This is a genomic window from Nocardia sp. NBC_01009 (assembly GCF_045208035.1).
Lineage (GTDB): Bacteria > Actinomycetota > Actinomycetes > Mycobacteriales > Mycobacteriaceae > Nocardia.
Map to the genome: position 1 here is coordinate 3,441,739 of NZ_CP108695.1, position 20,152 is coordinate 3,461,890.

Below are 20,152 nucleotides of genomic sequence, written 5' to 3' on the forward strand. Positions count from 1 at the left end.
AGGCTATTGGGTGAGCGGCAGGTGGCGCATCGCGACGCCGTCGAGCAGCAATTCGAGTCCGGTCTCCAGCAGGGCGTCGAAATTGAGATCCAGGCCGGTGGGAGCGTTGGTGAAGAGTCGGTGCAGCACTGGTCGGGTGGTGGGGTCCAGGAGTTCCGGGAACTCGCCGCGCAGCGCATCCGACCAGGCGCGTGGTTCCACACCGCCGATCCGGTCCGCCCGCTCGGAGCTCCACAGCAGTGCGAGGCCCTGGACCAGACCGGAGACCGACAGGTAGATCGCGAGCATCTGCTCGGGCGGCAGACCGGGGCGATCCAGGGCCGACAGGGTGCGTTCCACGATGTCGAACAGGGCGGGCCCCAGTGGTGGGCGGGTGCGCGCGAGGACCGTCAGCATCCACGGGTGCCTGCGGTAGAGCCGCCACTCTTCGCGTGCCTCGTGCGTGAGCCGGGCCCGCCAGTCCGTCGAATGTGCCGGGGGTGGCGGGATTTCGGCGAGCACGAGTTCGGCCATCGCGGCAAGCAATGCCTCGCGGTCGGGAAAGTGGCGGTACAGGCTCGCTGTCGCGATACCGAGGTCGCCTGCCAAACGGCGCATCGAGAGCCCATCGATGCTGTCCTTGTCGGCTACCTCGACGGCGGCGCGCACGATGCCGACCGTGGTGAGGCGGGCGGGCCGCGCGGTGCGCCGCGGCGCCATCACCGCATCGCGGCGTGACCGGTAGGCGCGGGCCTGACACGACCGCGAGCAATAGCGGCGGCGGCGACCCTTCATCGGCTGCAGGAGCTGCCCGCCGCAGGTCGCACACCTCATCACGTTCCTCATTTCGACACACGAATCAGTGTGACGAAATGCTAGCAAAACCCATGTGCTGTCCATACCTTGGCGAAAGCACACACTGTTCCGAGCGTGAGGACAACAGATGGAAACAACGTTGACGGTCCGGCGCGGCGATGTCGGCCGGCGCGATGCGCTGATCGAGGCCTTCGTCGCGGGTGGCGTGGACGAGGCGGTAAGTGCATGGGTGCTCGAAGGGTATTCGGTCGAGCAGTTCCAGGCCGGCTACGTGCCTGCCCTGATCGACAGCGCATTGGGCGAGGACGAGGTGTGGACCGCGGGCCTCGACGACGAGATATGGGCGGTGTCGGTCTGGCAGGTTGTCACGTCGGTGACACGATTCGAGTCCGAAGCCACCAAAGCCAGGGAACGCGCCGACGCTCTGCCCGACCTGCGCCCGCTACAGCGCGCAGCCACTGTGATGGAACTGCTCGCAAGCGAACATCCCCGAGAGTTCCCGCACCGCTATCTCCAGGTGATCCTCACGGTGCCACAGCATCGCGGCAAAGGCGCAGGCGCCGCGCTCCTCGGCGACCGGTTGAAAGCCGCCTCCGATGCGGGCGTCCCGGCATTCCTGGAAGCCAGTACCGAACGTTCGGCCCGTCTGTACACCCGCTGCGGTTTCGTGCGTGACAGCGTGACGCACACGCTGCCCGAGGACGGACCGACGTTGATCCCGATGTGGTTTCGAGGCTGACGACGCAACCCGGATCAACAGCAGGTACGGGCCGGAGGGCGAATCCGCCGGGGTTAAGCTCCCGTGGTGACCGATACGAACCTGCTGCAAGGCCCGATCCATGGTGTTCACGTCGAGCTCGGGGCGAGTTTCGCGCCGTTCGGCGGGTGGGAAATGCCGGTGTCGTATGCGGGCACGGTTGCCGAGCATCAGGCCGTCCGCACGACGGTCGGATTGTTCGATGTCAGCCACCTCGGCAAGGCGACCGTGCGCGGTGCCGGCGCTGCCGAGTTCGTGAATTCGGCGCTCACCAACGACCTCGGCCGTATCCGTCCGGGCAAGGCGCAGTACACCCTGTGCTGTGCGTCCAACGGCGGTGTGATCGACGATCTGATCGCTTACTACGTCAGCGATGACGAGATCTTCCTCGTCCCCAACGCCGCCAACACCGCCGCGGTGGTCGCCGAGCTGCAGAAGGCGGCGCCCGAAGGCATCACGGTGACCGACGAGCATCGCGAATATGGGGTGTTCGCGGTGCAGGGACCGCGTTCGACCGAGGTGCTCGCCGCGCTCGGGCTGCCCACCGACATGGAGTACATGGCCTACGCCGACGCCGAGTGGGATGGTCGACCGGTTCGGGTGTGCCGCACCGGTTACACCGGCGAGCACGGCTTCGAACTGCTGCCCCGATGGGCAGATGCCGAGCCGCTGTTTCGTGCTCTCGTCGAACAGGTGCGTGCCGCCGACGGTCAGCCCGCCGGTCTCGGCGCCCGCGACACCCTGCGCACCGAAATGGGTTATCCGCTGCACGGACACGAACTGTCACCGGAGATCTCGCCGATGCAGGCGCGCACCGGCTGGGCCGTCGGCTGGAAAAAGCCCGAGTTCTGGGGAAAAACCGCACTGGAGCAGGAGAAGTCGGCGGGCCCACGCCGAATCCTGTTGGGCCTGAAGGCACTCGACCGCGGCGTGCTGCGCCAAGGCCAGACGGTGCTGCGCGACGGCGAACCGGTCGGCGAAACCACCTCGGGCACCTTCTCGCCCACCTTGAAGATCGGCATCGCCCTCGCGCTCCTCGACACCGAAGCCGACCTGCAGCCCGGCACCGAGGTAGAGGTCGACGTCCGCGGCCGTCGGCTCCGCTGCGAAATCATCCGCCCGCCCTTCGTCGAAACCAACACCAAGTAGGTCCGCGTGGGCGGCGATCAGGTCGTCGCATACGCGGCGCCCGGTATGTCGAGGTCCGTGCAGCCATCGTCGAAACCCGCGCGTCACCTGTGTCCGTACTGCGGAAGCGCAGGCCGGATGATCGGCCCGCCGGCTCCTGCTCGGCGCGCGCCGGTGCCGGATCGGCTGGTTCGGATGTGGGTTGTCCGGCGTCGGCTGCCGGGACGCATTGCGGCAGGATCGGGCGTTCGCACACCCGGTGCACGGCGTGTCGGGTGACAAGTTGCTATGTGATCGAGCCGAAAACGGGATGTCTGTGCAGGCTTGCGGAACAGGCGTACACCGGGGAATCGGCGCCCGATAGGATCAGGCTCATGACCGTTGCCGCACAGTTCACCCGTGTTCCGCATCCCGCGCCCACCCCGGCGCAGCGGGTACAGGAGATCCTCGCGGCACCCGGGTTCGGGCGGTTCTTCACCGACCACATGGTGTCGATCGACTACACCGAGGCCGAAGGCTGGGGCAACGCCCGCATCGAGCCGTACGGGCCACTACCCCTGGATCCGGCGACGATGGTGTTCCACTACGGCCAAGCCATCTTCGAGGGTCTGAAGGCCTACCGTCAGAACGACGGCAGCATCTCCTGCTTCCGCATCGACGCGAACGCCGCACGGTTCCGCAAGTCCGCGCGCCGCATGGCGATGGCGGAATTGCCGGAGGAGCTGTTCATCGAATCGGTGCGGCAACTGCTGGAGCTCGACGGCGGCTGGGTGCCCGCGGCGGGCGGCGAGGAGTCGCTCTACCTGCGCCCGTTCATGTTTGCCACCGAGGCAGGTCTCGGTGTGAAGCCCGCGACGGCCTACAAGTACCTGCTGCTCGGTTCGCCTGCGGGCGCGTACTTCCCGCGCGGCGTCAAGCCGGTGCGGGTGTGGCTGTCCACCGAATACGTGCGTGCCGCGCCCGGCGGAACCGGTGAGGCCAAGGTCGCGGGCAACTACGCTGCTTCGCTCCTCGCCCAGGCGCAGGCCTCCGAAAAGGGCTGCGACCAGGTGGTCTGGCTGGACGCCTGCGAACGCCGCTACGTCGAGGAAATGGGCACCAACAACCTGTTCTTCGTCTTCGGCTCCGGCTCGGACGCGCGCCTGGTGACCCCGGAACTGTCCGGTTCGCTGCTGCCGGGGATCACCCGCGACTCCCTGCTCACCCTGGCCGCCGACGCGGGCTACCCGGTCGAGGAGCGCAAGGTCTCGGTCGAGGAATGGCGCAAGGGCGCCGAATCCGGTGAGATCACCGAGGTTTTCGCCTGCGGCACCGCCGCCGTGATCACCCCTGTCGGCTGGGTCCGTTCCGCCGACGACGAATTCGCCATCGGCGGAGGCGAACCCGGCGAGGTCACCATGGCCCTGCGCGACACCCTCACCGGCATCCAACGCGGCACCTTCGCCGACATCCACGGCTGGATGCGCGGCATGTAACCCGCGGACCCACCCGGGTCCGCAACCCAGGACGGCGCCATCGCGCTGCCCCACGATCTCCGTCTCTGTGGCATCCGTGCCGCAGCGAAAACCAGCGGCGCCATGTCTCGGCGACAGTGGAGTCCGCTGGTCACTTGCGGGCCGCATTGTCCCCGCTTCCCGTGGTGAGGTCGGTGAGTGGCACACCATGGCGGTTGCCACTCGCGGTGTGGCGCATCCATGCGCCACTCACCGTTCGAAGGGCTTCCTTCCTGCCCTCTGCCGATGAAACAGGACATGGCGCGTCTCCCGCTGTCTACCGCAGCCATGTCCCGTTGGTCGCGAGCACCAGTCTGTGGGTGGCACACCATGGTGCTCGCGTAGTCGCGACCGTGTGCCGCTCGAGGTCTGAGGTCAGCTGGGCATGAACATGTGCCATTCGTCGAGGGTTTTGGGGCGCATGACGTAGTTGGTGTCTTTGACCGACGCGAGGGGGGCCGAGGGTTCTTGGGAGTACCAGTGGCCCGGGTAGACGATGGGGTTGCCGGGGAGGTCGGCGAGGTTGCGCAGGCTGCGGAACATTTCGTCGGAGTCGCCGCCGGGGAAGTCGGTGCGGCCGCAGCCGTCGACGAAGAGGGTGTCGCCTGCGATGAGGCGGTCGTCGAACAGGAAGCACTGGCTGCCGGGGGTGTGGCCGGGGGTGTGCAGGAGTTCGATGTCGAAGGCGCCGACGGTGACCTTGTCGCCGTGCTGGTGGCCGGTGAGCTCGCTGGGCGCGATGCCGGTGACGTTGGCGACCCAGGACAGTTCCTCGGCATTGACATGCACTGGGACACTCGTCTTTTCGAGCAGCTCGCGCACGCCGCGCAGGGTGAATCCGAGCATGGTGCCGCCCACATGGTCGGGGTGGTGGTGGGTGGCGAGCACGCCGGTCATTCGCAGCCCGTCGCCTTCGACGATGTCGACCAGGTCGCCCGCCGCGTACGCCGGATCAACCACCAGGCATTCCCCGGTCTCGCGATCGCCGATCAGATAGGCGAAATTCCGCATCTGCGTCGCGATCGGATCACCTACGGCGAAGTCCCGCCCGGACAACAACTGACGAAAATACAGGCGCTCGGAAGACATACCGCACACCTTATTGCCCGGCCCAGACGATTCGTCCGGCGCGGCCGGAAAAATTCCAGTGACCCAGACTGTATTGTCCGACACCCGGCCCTCGGTCCAACGCGAGCGGTCAAGCGCGGAATGCGAGGGCTGCTGCGGTCAGGGCGACCGAGATCTCCAGGGTGGCACCGAGGATGTCGCCGGAGAGGCCGCCGAATCGGCGGACACAGTGTCCGACCAGCAGGGCCGAGACGGTTAGTGTCAGGAAGACGACGAGCGGGCCGAGCCACCGATAGTGGGGGACGACCGACAGCCCTGCGGTGATCGCGGCTGCTGCCCACACTATGACGATGAGCCTGGATTGGGTTCCCGCGACGAGGGCCCCGAATCCGGCGTCGGGTGCGGCGTCGATGCCCTGCCTGCACGCGAGCACCACCACGATCCGGCCGACGACCACCGCGAGAATCACCGCAAACCAGCGCTCGGCCTGGGCCAGCGCAGCGAACGAAAATGCCTGGATGCCAATGGAAAACACGACGGCCGCGACTCCGAAGGGCCCGACGCCGCCGGATTTCATGATCTGCCTTGCGCGTTCGGGCGGTCTGTAACTGCCCAGTCCGTCCATGGTGTCGGCGAGGCCGTCCAGATGCATGCCCCGGGTGAGCAACGCCAACGCCGCGACCACGAGCAGCCCGGCCAGCGGCGCGGCCACCCCCGCCCAGATCAGCACCCACAACAGCCCGGCGGCCGCGGCGCCGAGCACGCCACCGACCAATGGCGCCAAAGCAATTGCTTGGCCGGCCGTCGCACGGTCCACGGTGTCCGGCCCTCGGACCGGCACCACCGTCAGCCAGGAAACCGCCAGCCGCAACTCGTTCATGCGCACCGACCCAGCCGCGGTTGCCGGCCGTTCATTTCGTCAGATCCGGCTTCGTGTCCGGTGATTCGTGCACCGTGCCGTCGGCGGAGACGCCCGTACTGCTGTCGGATGCGCTGGACGGAACTGCAGTGCCCGAGGATCCCCCCTCATCGTCGCCGTTCGCGTCCGCATTCGCGCCGGACACGCTGTCCTCCGCCGCCGGTTCGGCCGTGCTGACGCCCGCTTCGGCGAACGTTGCCATGTCGGCGAGGGTGGCGACGGCGGCGCGCAGGATGGGGAGGGCAGTCAGTGCGCCGGAGCCTTCGCCGAGGCGCATGTTCAGGTCGAGCAGTGGTTCGAGGCGCAATCGGGTGAGAGCCAGGGTGTGAGCGGGTTCGGTGGAGCGATGGCCTGCGAGCCACCATGCGCTGGCGCCCGCGGCCAGGTCTTCGGCGACCAGTGCGGCGGCGGTGACGACCACGCCGTCGAGGATGACGGGAGTGCGGCGGGCGGCCGCCTGGGCCAGAAAGCCTGCCATGGCGGCGAAATCGGCGCCTGCGGCAACGCGCAGCAGCTCGACGGGATCTTTGGCGACGGGGCGGGCGCGGCGCATGGCATCGCGAATCGCGGCGACCTTGCGCGCCCAGCCGTCATCGTCGACGCCGGTGCCGCGCCCGACCGCGGCAACCGGTTCGGTGTCGGTGAGGGTCGCGATGAGCACGGTCGCGGGCGTGGTATTGCCGATTCCCATGTCGCCGGCGATGAGCAGGTCTGCGCCCGCGTCGATTTCCTCGTCGGCGATCGCGATGCCTGCCGAGAGCGCCGCCTGTACTTCCTCGGTGCTGAGCGCGTCCTCGCGGTCGATGGCCCCGCTGGATCGGCGCACCTTGTGCTTGCCGATCTGCGAATCGGTGTCGGTGTCGACGGAGATATCGGCCACCCGGACGGTCGCACCTGCCACCGCAGCCAGCGCGTTCACCGCGGCGCCGCCGCCCAGGAAATTGGCGACCATCTGCGCGGTCACCTCGCTCGGATACGCCGACACCCCGTGCCGAGCGACACCGTGATCGCCCGCGAACACCACAACGCGGGCCCGCTCGAACTGCTTCGGCGGGCACACGCCCTGACATGCCGCCACCCAGTTGCCCAGTTCCTCGAGCCGTCCCAGCGCACCACCGGGTTTGGTCAGCTGCGCCTGCCGCTGCTGCGCTGCCGCCCGAATCTGCGCGTCAGGCGCCGCAACCGGTCCGAATCCGTGTGTCACTGTCGAGCCTTTCGGGGTCAGGGCAGTTCGTTCCTACGCCGCCTCATACTGCCCGCCCCGGATACTGCCGCGCACATCGCCCGGTTCCCACTATTTGAGGTGGATGGGCAGGCCCGCGACGACCAAGAAGGCTTCGTCGCAGATGGCGGAGAGGCGCTGGTTGAGGGTGCCGATTTCGTCGCGGAACAGGCGACCGGATCGGGTGGCGGGGATGACGCCCATCCCGACCTCGGGGCTGACGATCACCAGTCGGTGCGCATAGGCCTCGACCGCTTCGACGAATGCGTCGGTGTCGGGGGCGATGGTGCCGCGTGGGGATTCCCAGGCGGCACGGGCGTCGATGCGTGCGGTGAGCCAGGTGCCGACGTCGTCGATCAAGGTCGCGCCGGCCGCGGCAGCGCTCGCCGAATCGGTGAGAACCGCTGTGGGATCGGCACTTTCGACAACCGTCCAGTCGGCCGGCCTGCGGTCGCGATGCCGGGCGATGCGTTCGGCGAAGTCGAGATCGGCGGGATCGAGGACCGCGGTGGCGAGATAACGCACCGGCCCCGGGTCGGCCGCCAGCGCTTCCGCGAACGCGGATTTGCCGGACCGGGCACCACCCAGGACCAATGTCCTGCGGGTGCGGCGCACGCGCCTGGGAGTGGGTGAGCTGTCCGACACGTGCGCAACCGTATCAACGCCGGCCGCATCGGGCCTGGTCTGCCCAGCTGATCGGCCGGGCGCTCCGACCGGTGCGCGCGGACCGACGCCGAGCGTGGAAGGGCGATTACGCGCTGTCTGCTTCAGCGGTCGGATGTCCACCGAAGCGGCGGCGGTACTCGGTGGGGGCGATGCCGACGATGCGTTGGAAGTGGTGACGTAGGAGGGCGCCGGAGCCGAAGCCGGCTTGGGCGGCGATGTGTTCCAGGCCGTCGGCGGTGTCTTCCAGGAGGTGCTTCGCGTAGAGGACGCGCTGGTTGGTCAGCCACTTCACCGGGGTGGTTCCGGTCTCGGCGGCGAAGCGGCGGGCGAAGGTTCTCGTCGACATCACCGAGCGACCGGCGAGATCGTCGATGGTGTGCTGGAGTTCGAGGTTCTCGCTCATCCATTGCAGCGTGGCGCTGAGGCTGTCGGAAGTGCACGCGGCAACGGGCCGCTCGATGAACTGGCGTTGCCCTCCGTCGCGTTGCGGCGGCACCACCATGCGCCGCGCGATGCCGTTGGCGGCGGCGCTGCCGATCTCTCTGCGCACCAGATGCAGGCAAGCGTCGATGCCCGCGGCGGTGCCCGCGCTGGTGATCAGGTTGCCCTCGTCGACGAACAGGACGTCCGGGTCGACGGTGGTCTCGGGGAACATTTCGGCGAGTTGGTCCACATAGCGCCAGTGCGTGGTGCACTTGCGGCCGTCGAGGAGTCCGGCCGCACCGGCGAGGAACACGCCCGAGCAGACCGTGAGAATGATCGCCCCCGCGTCGGCGGCCGCCCGGACGCCTTCGACGATGCGAGGATCGAGCCCGGGGCCGAGCAGGGAGGCGTGGAATGCGGGAATCGCCACGAGGTCGGCTCCGCGCAGTTCCGCCAATCCGTACTCCGGCGTGACGGTGACGCCGGGCGTGGTGGAGTGCAAGGGCTTGCCCGGTTCGGCGCCGCACACACGGAAGTCGAAGGCAGGCAGTCCGTCGGAGGTCCGGTCCAGGCCGAAAACCTCACAGACGACCCCGAATTCGAACATGGCGAGGGGGCCGGTGGTGACAACGGCGACCTTGGACAACATGGATTCAGTGTAACTGGCTGAATCTTTACGAACAATGTCAGTACAGCCACTTTCGGCTGAAAGTGGGCGAGCGCAAAATTACTGCCATGATTACTTTCCTCGTTGTCCTCGCCCTCATCGTCGGTTTCGCAGTCGTCATCGCGCAAGGTTGCGGCCACTTCGGATCGTCGAACATCGTCGACCGTGACGTTCAGCGTCAACAGGCCGAACTGTCGGCGATGTTCGGTCGGATGTCGCACCACCGATGAAACCGGGCGAAAACCCGAAGCTCGCGCCCGAGCTACCGACAGCACACAGCAGACCGGCCCGACGCTGTACGCGCCGGGCCGGTCTGCTGTGTGGATCTATACGGCGTCGCCCGGAGTGACCCGGGGCTTCGGCGCCCGCATTTTGCGGATCTGGGACGCGCGCACGAAGGCGTACCAGCCGAGCCGGTAGCCGGTGTCGGTGCTGTCGGGGAACCGCTCGCGGACCCGGTTGTTCACGATCCGGCCGAGCAGGAAGCCCTCTGCCATCATGAATGCCATCATGACCAGCATTGCCAGGGTGACGATGGTCTGCAGCGCGGGCGCGACGAACATCGACAGGATCAGCACCAACGCCATCGGCATGAACAGGCCGACGAGGTTGCGCCTGCCGTCGACGATGTCACGGACGAACGCGCGCACCGGGCCTTGATCGCGTGGCAGGAGGTATTTGTCCTCGCCTGCGAGCATCCTGGCGCGCCGCTCCTGGGCGGCGAGACGCCGCTCGGAGGAGGCCGCTTTGCGGTCTTCCCTGCTGCCGCGAGTGGCCTTGCGCCGGGCGCGGGCCTCCTTCGCGGTGAGTGGTGCGGGAGCGACCGGACCGCGGCGCTTGCCTTGCGCGTCACGACGTTTCGGAGTGGGACGGCCCTTGCCCTCGGTGGCCGGGGCCGCCGTCCGGGTGGAGCCCGCGGCCGAGCCGCCGTTCGAGCCCGCCGTCACTTCGGCGCTCTCGTCGGTGGTGCTGGACTCGCCGCGACGGAACAATTTCACAGCGACCAGGCTATTCGATGCGGTACTCGGCAGGAAATGCGGTCGGTTCCGCGAGCGTGCGAGGGGTGCCCGGCGTGCCGCCGCTCACACACGACAGTCGTGTGCTCCGTCCGCGGGCGATGATGGCAAGATAGGGAATAGCAGCCTGCGGAATGGTGTTGACAGCCACGAGCCGTGTGCTGTTCACGGGTTGAACACAGCTGTCCCTAGGAGAGTTCATGACTGTGCAGAACGAGACCGAAACCCACGGTGCGACGCTGACCGAAGCGGCCGCCCTGAAGGCGAAGGCGCTGCTCGACCAGGAGGGTCGCGACGACCTGGCACTGCGCATCGCGGTGCAGCCCGGTGGTTGTGCCGGCCTGCGCTACCAGCTCTTCTTCGACGACCGCTCGCTCGACGGTGACCTCGTCGCGGACTTCGGCGGCGTCACGCTGGCGGTCGACCGGATGAGCGCCCCCTACGTGCAGGGTGCCTCGATCGATTTCGTCGACACCATCGAGAAGCAGGGCTTCACGATCGACAACCCGAACGCCACCGGCTCGTGCGCCTGCGGCGATTCGTTCAACTGAGGACAGAGAGCGGCTTCTCCTGCTGACGCGGCTGGGCTCGCCCGCATCCCGGCGCACCATCGGTGCCACCGGATTCGCGTGGCGGGCCCACCGTCGGTTGTGGGGCAGTTGAGTCGCCGCCGTCGAAGCAATCCCCCTGGACACCCCGGCGGCTGTTGATGTTCGACGGATGTTGTTGTTGATACGGTGAAGTTGTCGCCGGGTGTTCTACCTCGGCGTGTCTTCCTGTCGACAGCTAAGGACCGCGAGCCTCGTGACTATCGCAGTATCGGCATCGATTGCCACAGACCACCTGATGCGTTTCCCCGGACGGTTCGCCGACGCGCTGTTGGCCGACCAACTCGACCATGTGTCGCTGAGCTTCCTGGTCGATGATCTGCAGATCCGCCGCGGTGGGGTCGCGGGCAATATCGCGTACGCCATGGGCCTGCTGAACCGGACGCCGCTGCTGGTCGGCGCCGTCGGCGCGGATTTCGCCGAGTACCGCGCCTGGCTGGAAGCCAACGGTGTCGACTGCAGCGGTGTGAAGATCTCCGACCGGGCGCACACCGCGCGGTTCGTCTGCACCACCGACGACGATATGGCGCAGATCGCGTCTTTCTACCCGGGCGCGATGAGCGAGGCCCGCGACATCAATATCGGCGACCTCGCCGAGGAACACGAGCTGGAGCTGGTGCTCATCGGCGCCAATGATCCCGAGGCCATGCTGCGGCACACCCAGCAGTGTCGCGAGCTCGGCATCCCGTTCGCCGCCGATCCGTCCCAGCAGCTGGCCCGCCTCGACGGTGATCAGGCCATCCAGCTGATCGACGGCGCCGCTTACCTTTTCACCAACAAGTACGAGTGGGCGCTGCTGCTGCAGAAGACCGGGCTCAGCGAAGAAGAGGTCGCGCGCCATGTCGGCATCCGTGTCACCACGCTCGGCGCGAACGGCGTGCAGATCGTCGACCGCGACGGCACCGAGGTGCGGGTATCCGTGGTCCCGGAGACGAACAAGGTCGAGCCGACCGGCGTCGGCGACGCCTTCCGTGCCGGCTTCCTCACCGGCCACACCGGGGGTCTGAGCCTGGAGCGCAGCGCCCAGCTCGGCTCGCTGATCGCCGTCCTCGTCCTGGAGACCATGGGCACCCAGGAGTGGACACTGAACAAGGACGATGCCCTGGAGCGCCTCACCAAGGCGTACGGCCTCGAAGCCGCCGACGAAATCAAGCCCCTGCTGTAGGCCGGACCCGGGTCACGTTCCGGCGTGGGCCCGGGTGAATTCGCCGAGTTGGGCGGTGTCCAAGTGATCGACCAGGTCGGTTTCGCCGATCGTGCCGATCAACCGCCGATCCTCGATCACCGGGAGGTGCTTGATGTGGTGACTGTTCATCTCGTCGAGCACCTTCGTGAGGTCCGCATCGGAGGTAACCCAGCGGGGGGTGCCCGAACACAGATCGCCCACTGTGGTTCTGGCCGCCGGCAGCCCCTCGGCGACACACCTGAGGACGATGTCGCGGTAGCCGATGACGCCGCACATGCGGTCGTTGTCGTCGCCGACCACCAGCGCATCGACATCGCGCCTGGCCATAATGCGCGCGGCGTTCTCCACGGTCTGCTCCTTGGAGACCCACTGAGCCCCTGACTTCATGATGTCTCTGGCAGTGGTCACGACGGCATCTCCTGACTACCCGGCCTGCCCGCTCACCCTGAGCAAATTCATTCTCTCCCTGCTCGGGCATGCTGTATAGGCTTCGAGCGAACGCCGGGCACCCCGGCCGGCCAGGTACAAAGGGTTACAGCGAGACCGGATAGACAGGCTCCTGGATATCGGGCGTGATGCGGTTCTCGACGAAGATGCCGTGCCAGATCATGAACACCAGCAACGTCCACAGCCTGCGACTGTGGTCGATACGGCCGGTGCGGTGGTCGTCGAGCATGCCCTTGATGGCGCCCTTGTCGAGCAGGTGATCGGTCTGCGATTCCGCGATGGTCTGCTGTGCCCAGTCGTAGAGCTCCGCGCCGCGCAGCCAATGCCGCAGCGGGACCGGGAAGCCGAGCTTGGCGCGGTGCAGCACATGTGGGGGCACGATGCCCTCGAGTGCTCGGCGCAGCGCATATTTGGTGGTCTCGTCGGTGATCTTCTGCTCGTAGGGCACCCCCTCGGCGACCTTCAGCACCTCGACGTCCAGGAACGGCACTCGCAACTCCAGCGAGTTGGCCATGGTCATCTTGTCGGCCTTGACCAGGATGTCGCCACGCAGCCACGTGAACAGGTCCAGATGCTGCATGCGCGCCACCGGGTCCCAGCCGCGCGACTGCGCGTAGATCGGGGCCGTGACGTCCTGATGGGTCCATTCGGGCCGGAAATCGCGCAGTACCGACCGCAGCTGCGCGTCGCTGAAGCTGCGCGCATTGCCGTAGTAGCGCTCTTCGAGGGTGAGCGAGCCGCGGTGCAGCAGGCTCTTGCCCCTGGTGCCCTCGGGGATTCGGTCCGACAGCTTGCCGGCGAGCTTGCGCAGCCCGCCGGGCAGCCGCTCGAAAGGCTTCAGCGACAACGGCTCCCGGTAGATGGTGTATCCGCCGAACAGCTCGTCGGCGCCCTCGCCGGACAGCACCACCTTGACGTGCTTGCGGGCCTCTTTAGCCACGAAGTACAGCGGAACCAGCGCCGGATCGGCGACCGGATCGTCCAGGTACCAGACGATTTCGGGGATCGCCGCCGCGAACTCGGCGGGAGAGACGGTCTTGATGACGTGCCGCGCGCCGATCGCCTCGGCGGTCTCCGCGGCCACATCCGCCTCGGAGTAGCCCTCGCGCTCGAAGCAGCTGGTGAAGGTGATCAGCTTCGGGTTGTGCCGCATGGCAAGCGCCGCGACCGCGGTGGAGTCGATGCCGCCGGACAGGAAGGAGCCGACGGTGACATCCGCGCGCATGTGCTTGGCGACCGAGTCCTCCATGGCCTCGGCGATCTCCCGGTAGCGGGCGGCCGCCGAGCCGGGCGCGAAGGGACGCACCTGGAACTTCGGCGTGAAGTACCTGGTCACCTTCGGCGCCTCGCCCTGGCGCAGGGTGGCGTGGCTGCCGGATTCGAGCCTGCGGATGTCGGCGTGCAGCGTCTCGGGCTCCGGCACGTACTGCAGCACCGTGTAGTGCTCCAGCGCGCGCAGGTCGAGCGCGTCGGTCAGGCCGAGTACGGGCAGCAGTTCGAGCAGGCTCTTCTTCTCGCTGCCGAATGCGGTGCCGCCGGGGCCGGTAGCAAGGAACAGCGGCTTGATGCCGAACGGGTCGCGCGCCAGGAACAGCTCCTGGGTCTCGGTGTCCCAGATCGCGAAGGCGAACATGCCACGCAGTCGCCGCACCGCTTCGGGGCCCCAGTAGTGGAACGCGGCAACGATCGCCTCGCTGTCGCCCTCGGTGTCGAAGATCTTGCCGTCGGGAAACTCGGCCGCGTGCGCCTCGGCCAGCTCCGTGCGCAGCTCCAGGTAGTTGTAGATCTCGCCGTTGAAGGTCAGCGCATAGCGCTGCCTGTTCTCCGGCGGACCCCAGCGCAGCGGCTGATGCGAGTGCTCGATGTCGATGATCGACAGGCGGTTGAAACCGAAGATCAGGTGGTCGTCGTGCCAGGTGCCACGCTCGTCGGGGCCGCGGTGGCGGACGCAATGCAGGGCGTTGTACACCTGCTCCACGGTGTCCGGTGCTGCGACGTCAGATGTCAGAAATCCGAGCAGTCCACACACGGGGTCGGCAACCTCATTTCCTGCGGTCGGGGCGCGTGCCCTGATCCATGACGGCACCGCGCCCAGGGGAGGAGGACGCGGCGATCGAAATACAGTGTCCGAGTATGCCGCACGCGCGGAATCCGTGCGTCGTGCGCCCGTGGCCACGTCATTTGGTATCGGCGGAGTGTCGAATGCGACCCGACGACAAAGCGGACGCCGGTTTGGTCTACGCTGCGTAGTACTCAGGCCATTCTCAGGTGGTGCGTGCGTGCAAGCGACGCCCGCGTCCGAACGGCCTGAAACGTGCTTAGAACGTAGCGCCGAGGCGATCGCACCCTCGGCGGTGCAATGTCGGAATGTGTGGCGACCAGGAAGGCGTGAGCGTGGCGCACAAGGCGAGCGAAGAGATCGGGGCACGACCCGCGAGGGGTCGGCAGGGCCGGATCCTTCGGCGGGCCGGGCTGGCGGTGTCGTTGGGCATCACCGCGATGCTCGTCTCGGGCTGCTCGATCGACAATGTTTGGCTGCGGTTCGGCTGGCCCTCGGGCATCACGCCGCAGGCCACTCGGATGCGTGAGCTGTGGACCTGGTCCGTCATCGCCGCATTGGTGATGGGCGTGCTGGTGTGGGGTCTGACCTTCTGGACCATCACCTTCCACCGCAAGAAGAAGGACTCCCCGGAGTTCCCGCGCCAGACCGGCTACAACGTGCCGCTGGAGTTGACCTACACCGCGATCCCGTTCGTCATCATCGCGGTGCTGTTCTACTTCACCGTCGTCGTGCAGAACTACGTGCACGAGAAGGTCGACAACCCCGACGTCACCGTCGACGTGACCGCCTTCCAGTGGAACTGGAAGTTCGGTTACCGCAATGTCGACCTCAAGAACGGCTTCACGTTCGACGGCATCGACACCACGCGTGAGGCCGCCAACCAGGAGCAGCTCGAGGAGTACAAGGAGCGGACCAAGGACGGTCACCCGCAGCCGGGCCCTGTGCACGGCAAGCCGGAGAACGACATCCTGTCCTACCTGCACTACGACAAGATCGAGACCGTCGGTTCCAGCACCGAGGTTCCGATTCTGGTGCTGCCGACCGGCAAGATCATCGAATTCCAGCTGGCCGCCGCCGACGTGGTGCACGCCTTCTGGGTGCCGGAGTTCCTGTTCAAGCGCGACGTGATGCCGAACCCGAAGGAAAACCATTCGGATAACGTCTTCCAGATCACCAAGATCGAGAAGGAAGGCGCGTTCGTCGGCCGGTGCGCCGAGATGTGCGGCACCTTCCACTCGATGATGAACTTCGAGGTCCGTGCCGTGTCGCCGGAGAAGTTCGCCAAGTACATCGAGTCGCGCAAGACGGGCAAGACCAACGCCGAGGCGCTCGAGTCCATCGGTGAATCTCCGGTCGCCACCTCCACGAGGCCGTTCAACACCGACCGCACGACCAAGAGCGCGGCCGCGGCCGACAGCAAGTGAGGACTGATCTGACATGAAGATCGAAGCGCGGATTTTCGAGCTGCTCACGGTGTTCTTCGTCATCGTGGCAATCGTGTACGGCTACTTCACCGGGCAGTCGCGCACCGGCGTCGAGTGGGCGGGCACCACCGCCACCGTGCTGACCGCCGGCCTGTCGCTGATCATCGGCACCTACTTCCGCTTCGTCGCGCGTCGCCTCGACCTCCGTCCGGAGGACTACGAGGACGCCGAGATCGTGGACGGTGCGGGCGACCTGGGCTTCTTCTCGCCCGGCAGCTTCTGGCCCATCACCCTGGCCGCCGCGGGCTCCATCACCGCACTGGGCTTCGCGTTCTTCCAGCTCTGGCTGATCGCCATCGGCGTGGTGTGCGTCCTCGGCGCCGCCGCTGGTCTGGTGTTCGAGTACTACCTCGGCCCAGAGAAGCACTGACTGGTCCGCCTCTGGCGCGTATTCAGGCCGGGTCTGGGTGCCGCGACAGTGGCGTCGGCGGCTGGCGGTCACCTGGTTGGTGCGTCGGTCCGTGCCCGGCGAGTTACCCATGTGCTCGCGAGATCAGTTGCCTTGTTCAGAACGAAGCGCCCCATCGGAATCCGATGGGGCGCTTTGCGTTCGGCTGCCCGTCCCTCATCGCCAGGCAGACCCTCAGGGCGGGGATCTCAGATGCCGAAGGCGTGTATGAGGCGGTGGGTGGAGCGTGGGTGCGGGCGAAGCGGGGCTCGAGGCGGGCCGGGCGGGTGCGGATGGCGGTGTCGATCCAGCGGGCCGCGGGCTCGCGGGCGGGATCCTCGCTGCAGTGCGCGATCGTCACGGCGTTGTCCGCGCGGTGCGCGGGATAGTGCACCGAGGTGACCTGGATGCCGCGCGGCGACAGCTCGGTGTCCACGCATTGCCCGAAAGTGGTCCACGCGGCCTGTGAGCTGGCGTAGGGCGCGAAGTTCGGTGTGGCGCCGGTATTCGGGCTCCATGGACCCACCTGGATCACCTGCCCGGAGCCGGAGTCGAGCATGGCGGGCAGCAGGCCCAACGTCAGCCGCAGCGGGCCGAAAATAGTTCGCCGCCGGGGCGAAATTCGAGCATCGGAACAGCACCCTTCACAGGAGATGAGCTGAACTAACGCATCGTCACCCCGCCGACAGTGTCGAAGTCGACCGCCCGTGCCCGCCGGCAGCGACAAGCTACCGGCCGGCGACTATGTGCGGCGCAACAGGAGTCTAATCCGTGGAGTCGTAGCGCAGAGCCTGTTCGGAGTGGCAGATCTCATCGATTCCGGACACGATGTCGCGCAACAGTTCCGAGGGCAGCGCCGAGGGCCGCAAACGGCAGGTGAAGGTGATGAGGCCGTGGTCCTCCGCGGGCAGATTGTGCACCGCGGCCTCCGATTGCAGGTACTTCGAGCGCACGCCGTAGGTCATCGCGGAGATGACGGTGAAGCATCCGGTTCGTTCCCGGTGTCCGGCAAACAGATCGTGCAGCCGGTAGAACACCGAGGTATAGCTCGACAGCGGCGCGAAAATGGCCACCCGGTAGGCGGGTCCACGCTCGGACGAGCTGATCACCGTATCGGCGAGGTATTCCGCATCGCGCAGCGTCAGCACCTTCGGGGCGAACATCAGCGCGCCCGCCGCGGCGTTGCGCACCGGGGCGCCTGCGCGCCCGCCCGCGGCAGAGGCGATGACGCCCAACGACTTTCTGGTCTTGGTGCCGACCTCACGCCGCGCACGCAGCGATCGGGTCGGCGTGGTGGGGTAGAGGCTCGACCACTGGCCGAAGCGCACCGTGCCCAACTGCACATGCCCGGTACCGACCGGTCGCGACACCTTCAGCGGCGCGGTGTCGACCCAGCGGCCCACTTGCAGTGCCGCGTTGCCGGGGCGAGCGACTTCGGCATAGGCGTGTTCGACGAAGGAGTCGAAATCCAGGAACCGGCCGGCATGGGTGGTCAGCCAGGTGTGGTCCTTGTCGATGTCGATCGCGTCCAGGGTGAGCGCGGTGATGATGCCCGCTCGTCCGCCCGCGCCGAGGATTCGGTGGAAGCGCTCGGTGTGATGGTTGCGTCCGCAGGTGCCGATGCGTCCGTCGGTGTCGACGTATTCCAGATCGACGATCTGGTCGATGAACATGCCGTACTTGTGCGAGGCCGTGCTCACACCGCCGACCGACGCGAAACCGCCCGCGGTGATGTCGCGGTGGTCACCGACGATCGGCAGGCCGAGACCGTGCGCGCCGAGTCTGCGGTCGATATCGGACAGCTTGGCGCCGGCCTGCACCCGCACCGTGCGCCTGCCGAGATTGATATCGAGCACCGCGTTCATCTGCCGCAGCGAGAGCACCATGCGCTGATCGGGCAGCGAAAGCCCGTCGTCGAACGGCTCGCCGCCGCGCACGGTGAGCCGATCGGCGCGGTTGCGTGAATCTCGCACAGTGCGAACGACATCCGCAGTGTCACGGGGTAGATATTCTTCGGCGGCGACAGTGTGCGGCGTGCTCATGGCACGAAAGCTAACCACAGCGCGGTCTCCCGTGCTCGCTCGAAGTCGTCACTTATCGACCCTGCGGGGAAAGCCGCTGGCTGAACAGCACCGATCCGGTCGCGTCGCACAAATTGACCGTCAGTTCCCTTGACTTGCCATCGATCAGGACCTCACCGAAATGTTGGAAGGCGCCGTCGAGCGGTGCGGTGTTCTGGACGGGTGGGGCATGCACGAAGACCGCTTCCGGACCGAAGGTCGGGTCCAGCGGATTCGGGCCGAACGCACCGGCATTCAGCGGTCCGGAGACGAACTCCCAGAACTCGTCGAAGTCGGTGAACGTGGCGCGCTCGGGTGAATAGCGGTGGGCCGCGGTGTAGTGCACATCGGCGGTCAGCCAGACGACACCACCCACCTTGTTCGCCTTGATCGCCGAGAGCACTCGGGCGATCTCGGTTTCGCGGCCCGACGGTGCGCCGGGATCGCCGTTGGCCGGGCCTTCGTAGGCGGTGGTGCCCTTCTGCTCGCCGTCCTTGACGATCACGCCGAGCGGCAGATCGTTGGCGATGAGCTTCCACGTGGCCTTGGAATCGCGCAGCCCTTCGATCAGCCATGTCGTTTGTGCGGGACCGAAGATGCGTCCGCTGGGTCCGTTGTCGATGTCGTTGGTGTCCTTGTAGGTCCGCATGTCCAGCACGAAGACCTCCAGCAGCGGGCCGTAGGAGATCTTGCGGTAGAGGCGTCCGTCCACCGCATCCTTCGGCTCCAACGGCATCCACTCGTGGAAGGCCTGCCAGGAGCGGGTCGCAAGGGTGTCCATGCTGCGCTCGGCGTAGCCCTTGGATGCCGCGACCAGGCCGCCTGGGTACCAGTTGTTGACCGTTTCGTGGTCGTCCCACTGCACCACCTGGGCGACCGAGCTGTTGAAGCGACGGTAGTTCTGGTCGGTCAGGTTGTAGGCGAAGTTGCCGCGGAACTGGTCGAGGGTTTGGGCGACAGCGCTTTTCGCCTCCGTCACCACATTGCGCCAGATCCGGCCATCGGGCAGCGTCACCGATTCCTGCAGTGGGCCGTCGGCGTAGATGGAGTCGCCGGAGTGGATGAACAGGTGCGGGTCGCGCGCGGCCATAACGGAGAAGATCTGCATGCCGCCGAGGTCGGGGTTGATGCCGTAGCCCTGGCCGACGACATCGCCCGACCACTGCAGCTTGATATCGGAAGCGTCGGTGGGGACTGTGCGGAAGACACCGGTGATCGGCTCGGAGCGCGCGCCGTCCTCGCCTTCGAGGGTCACCCGGTAGTGCACCTGCTGACCCGCCGGCAGGCCGTTGACGCGCACGCGGCCGGTGCCGTCGGAGTCCGGCGTCAGCAGCGGACCGGTGAAGCGCTTGGCGTCGGTGAAGGATTCGGTGGCCGCGGTCTCCACGATCAGCTTCGCGGGCTGATCCGAACGCGCCCAGATCAGCGCACCGTCGGTGCGCGGATCGCCGACCGCGACGCCGTGGGTGAGATTCGGGCGGTTGCGGACCAGCGTGGGACCGTCGTTCGACGAACAGGCGGCCACCGCGGGGGTCGCGACGAGACCAAGAGCAGTGGCACGCAGCAGGGTGCGTCGGGAGACGCCGAAGTCCGAACCACCGAGAATCATGGGAGCAACCTTTGCGCAATGAGCTCAACGGCGGGTGAACAGCTGTTGTCGGGTTGACCCGGCCTTGCACAATGTTCACACGGCAAGCGGCCAGAAATGGACAGGTTGCCCGATATGGTCCGTCGCGAGCGCTGGTGCCCATCCGGCCCTCGCC

Annotated in this window: 20 protein-coding genes; 8 read left to right on the top strand and 12 right to left on the bottom strand. The window is 67.0% G+C overall.

Annotated features, from left to right (window positions below; translation table 11 throughout):
- Positions 1 to 3: 3 nt before the first annotated feature.
- Entirely contained in the window at positions 4 to 813 is an 810-nt protein-coding gene (locus OHA42_RS15380; protein ID WP_406237746.1) for a TetR/AcrR family transcriptional regulator, read from the bottom strand.
- A 109-nt stretch (positions 814 to 922) separates the two neighbouring features.
- On the opposite strand from OHA42_RS15380, the gene OHA42_RS15385 reads away from it, so the two are divergent.
- The 3 genes from OHA42_RS15385 (at position 923) to OHA42_RS15395 (ending at position 4,155) form a co-directional block, all read left to right on the top strand.
- Positions 923 to 1,534 (top strand): GNAT family N-acetyltransferase, encoded by a 612-nt coding sequence (locus OHA42_RS15385; protein ID WP_406237748.1) that lies wholly within the window; start codon positions 923 to 925, stop codon positions 1,532 to 1,534.
- Between the two features lie 66 nt (positions 1,535 to 1,600).
- Entirely contained in the window at positions 1,601 to 2,701 is a 1,101-nt protein-coding gene (gene gcvT / locus OHA42_RS15390; RefSeq protein WP_406237750.1) for a glycine cleavage system aminomethyltransferase GcvT, read from the top strand.
- Positions 2,702 to 3,054: 353 nt separating this feature from the next.
- Positions 3,055 to 4,155, top strand: a complete 1,101-nt coding sequence (locus OHA42_RS15395) for a branched-chain amino acid aminotransferase (RefSeq protein ID WP_406237752.1) — start codon at positions 3,055 to 3,057, stop codon at positions 4,153 to 4,155.
- Positions 4,156 to 4,548: 393 nt separating this feature from the next.
- Here OHA42_RS15395 and OHA42_RS15400 read toward each other — a convergent pair whose 3' ends face one another.
- The 5 genes from OHA42_RS15400 to OHA42_RS15420 all read right to left on the bottom strand — a co-directional run bounded on the left by OHA42_RS15400 (position 4,549) and on the right by OHA42_RS15420 (position 9,120).
- The gene (locus tag OHA42_RS15400) at positions 4,549 to 5,262 is read right to left on the bottom strand and encodes an MBL fold metallo-hydrolase (protein ID WP_406237754.1); all 714 of its coding nucleotides are present in this window, start codon (positions 5,260 to 5,262) and stop codon (positions 4,549 to 4,551) included.
- Between the two features lie 109 nt (positions 5,263 to 5,371).
- Positions 5,372 to 6,121 carry an adenosylcobinamide-GDP ribazoletransferase gene (locus OHA42_RS15405; protein WP_406237756.1) on the bottom strand — a complete coding sequence of 250 codons (750 nt, stop codon included), beginning with the start codon at positions 6,119 to 6,121 and terminating at the stop codon, positions 5,372 to 5,374.
- A 31-nt stretch (positions 6,122 to 6,152) separates the two neighbouring features.
- Positions 6,153 to 7,364 (bottom strand): nicotinate-nucleotide--dimethylbenzimidazole phosphoribosyltransferase, encoded by a 1,212-nt coding sequence (cobT, locus tag OHA42_RS15410; RefSeq protein WP_406237758.1) that lies wholly within the window; start codon positions 7,362 to 7,364, stop codon positions 6,153 to 6,155.
- A 90-nt stretch (positions 7,365 to 7,454) separates the two neighbouring features.
- On the bottom strand, positions 7,455 to 8,027 hold the full coding sequence (locus OHA42_RS15415; RefSeq protein WP_406237760.1) for a bifunctional adenosylcobinamide kinase/adenosylcobinamide-phosphate guanylyltransferase: 573 nt from the start codon (positions 8,025 to 8,027) through the stop codon (positions 7,455 to 7,457).
- 106 nt (positions 8,028 to 8,133) lie between these two features.
- On the bottom strand, positions 8,134 to 9,120 hold the full coding sequence (locus OHA42_RS15420) for a helix-turn-helix domain-containing protein (protein ID WP_406237762.1): 987 nt from the start codon (positions 9,118 to 9,120) through the stop codon (positions 8,134 to 8,136).
- 86 nt (positions 9,121 to 9,206) lie between these two features.
- Here OHA42_RS15420 and OHA42_RS15425 point away from each other — a divergent pair, with 86 nt between their 5' ends.
- A complete protein-coding gene (locus OHA42_RS15425; protein WP_406237764.1) occupies positions 9,207 to 9,368 on the top strand; it encodes a hypothetical protein in 162 nt (53 codons plus the stop codon).
- Between the two features lie 96 nt (positions 9,369 to 9,464).
- On the opposite strand, the gene OHA42_RS15430 is transcribed toward OHA42_RS15425, so the two are convergent.
- Entirely contained in the window at positions 9,465 to 10,136 is a 672-nt protein-coding gene (locus OHA42_RS15430; protein ID WP_406237766.1) for a DUF3043 domain-containing protein, read from the bottom strand.
- A gap of 218 nt (positions 10,137 to 10,354) precedes the next feature.
- Between OHA42_RS15430 and OHA42_RS15435 the strand changes: the two genes are divergently transcribed.
- Positions 10,355 to 10,705: an iron-sulfur cluster assembly accessory protein gene (locus OHA42_RS15435; protein WP_328411298.1), complete on the top strand. Its 351-nt coding sequence runs from the start codon at positions 10,355 to 10,357 to the stop codon at positions 10,703 to 10,705.
- Positions 10,706 to 10,958: 253 nt separating this feature from the next.
- A complete protein-coding gene (locus OHA42_RS15440) occupies positions 10,959 to 11,927 on the top strand; it encodes a carbohydrate kinase family protein (protein WP_406237767.1) in 969 nt (322 codons plus the stop codon).
- Between the two features lie 12 nt (positions 11,928 to 11,939).
- Here OHA42_RS15440 and OHA42_RS15445 read toward each other — a convergent pair whose 3' ends face one another.
- Together OHA42_RS15445 and asnB are read right to left on the bottom strand one after the other, a co-directional pair.
- Positions 11,940 to 12,356: a CBS domain-containing protein gene (locus OHA42_RS15445; RefSeq protein WP_406237769.1), complete on the bottom strand. Its 417-nt coding sequence runs from the start codon at positions 12,354 to 12,356 to the stop codon at positions 11,940 to 11,942.
- A 124-nt stretch (positions 12,357 to 12,480) separates the two neighbouring features.
- The gene (asnB, locus tag OHA42_RS15450; protein ID WP_406239379.1) at positions 12,481 to 14,424 is read right to left on the bottom strand and encodes an asparagine synthase (glutamine-hydrolyzing); all 1,944 of its coding nucleotides are present in this window, start codon (positions 14,422 to 14,424) and stop codon (positions 12,481 to 12,483) included.
- A gap of 470 nt (positions 14,425 to 14,894) precedes the next feature.
- On the opposite strand from asnB, the gene OHA42_RS15455 reads away from it, so the two are divergent.
- A complete protein-coding gene (locus OHA42_RS15455; RefSeq protein WP_328412868.1) occupies positions 14,895 to 15,881 on the top strand; it encodes a cytochrome c oxidase subunit II in 987 nt (328 codons plus the stop codon).
- Between the two features lie 13 nt (positions 15,882 to 15,894).
- On the top strand, positions 15,895 to 16,311 hold the full coding sequence (locus tag OHA42_RS15460) for a cytochrome c oxidase subunit 4 (protein ID WP_378679352.1): 417 nt from the start codon (positions 15,895 to 15,897) through the stop codon (positions 16,309 to 16,311).
- Positions 16,312 to 16,447: 136 nt separating this feature from the next.
- On the opposite strand, the gene OHA42_RS15465 is transcribed toward OHA42_RS15460, so the two are convergent.
- The 3 genes from OHA42_RS15465 to OHA42_RS15475 form a co-directional block, all read right to left on the bottom strand.
- The gene (locus OHA42_RS15465; protein ID WP_406237771.1) at positions 16,448 to 16,888 is read right to left on the bottom strand and encodes a hypothetical protein; all 441 of its coding nucleotides are present in this window, start codon (positions 16,886 to 16,888) and stop codon (positions 16,448 to 16,450) included.
- Between the two features lie 205 nt (positions 16,889 to 17,093).
- Positions 17,094 to 18,371: an FAD-binding oxidoreductase gene (locus OHA42_RS15470; protein WP_406237773.1), complete on the bottom strand. Its 1,278-nt coding sequence runs from the start codon at positions 18,369 to 18,371 to the stop codon at positions 17,094 to 17,096.
- A 52-nt stretch (positions 18,372 to 18,423) separates the two neighbouring features.
- Positions 18,424 to 19,998 carry an alkaline phosphatase D family protein gene (locus OHA42_RS15475; RefSeq protein WP_406237775.1) on the bottom strand — a complete coding sequence of 525 codons (1,575 nt, stop codon included), beginning with the start codon at positions 19,996 to 19,998 and terminating at the stop codon, positions 18,424 to 18,426.
- Between the last annotated feature and the right edge of the window lie 154 nt (positions 19,999 to 20,152).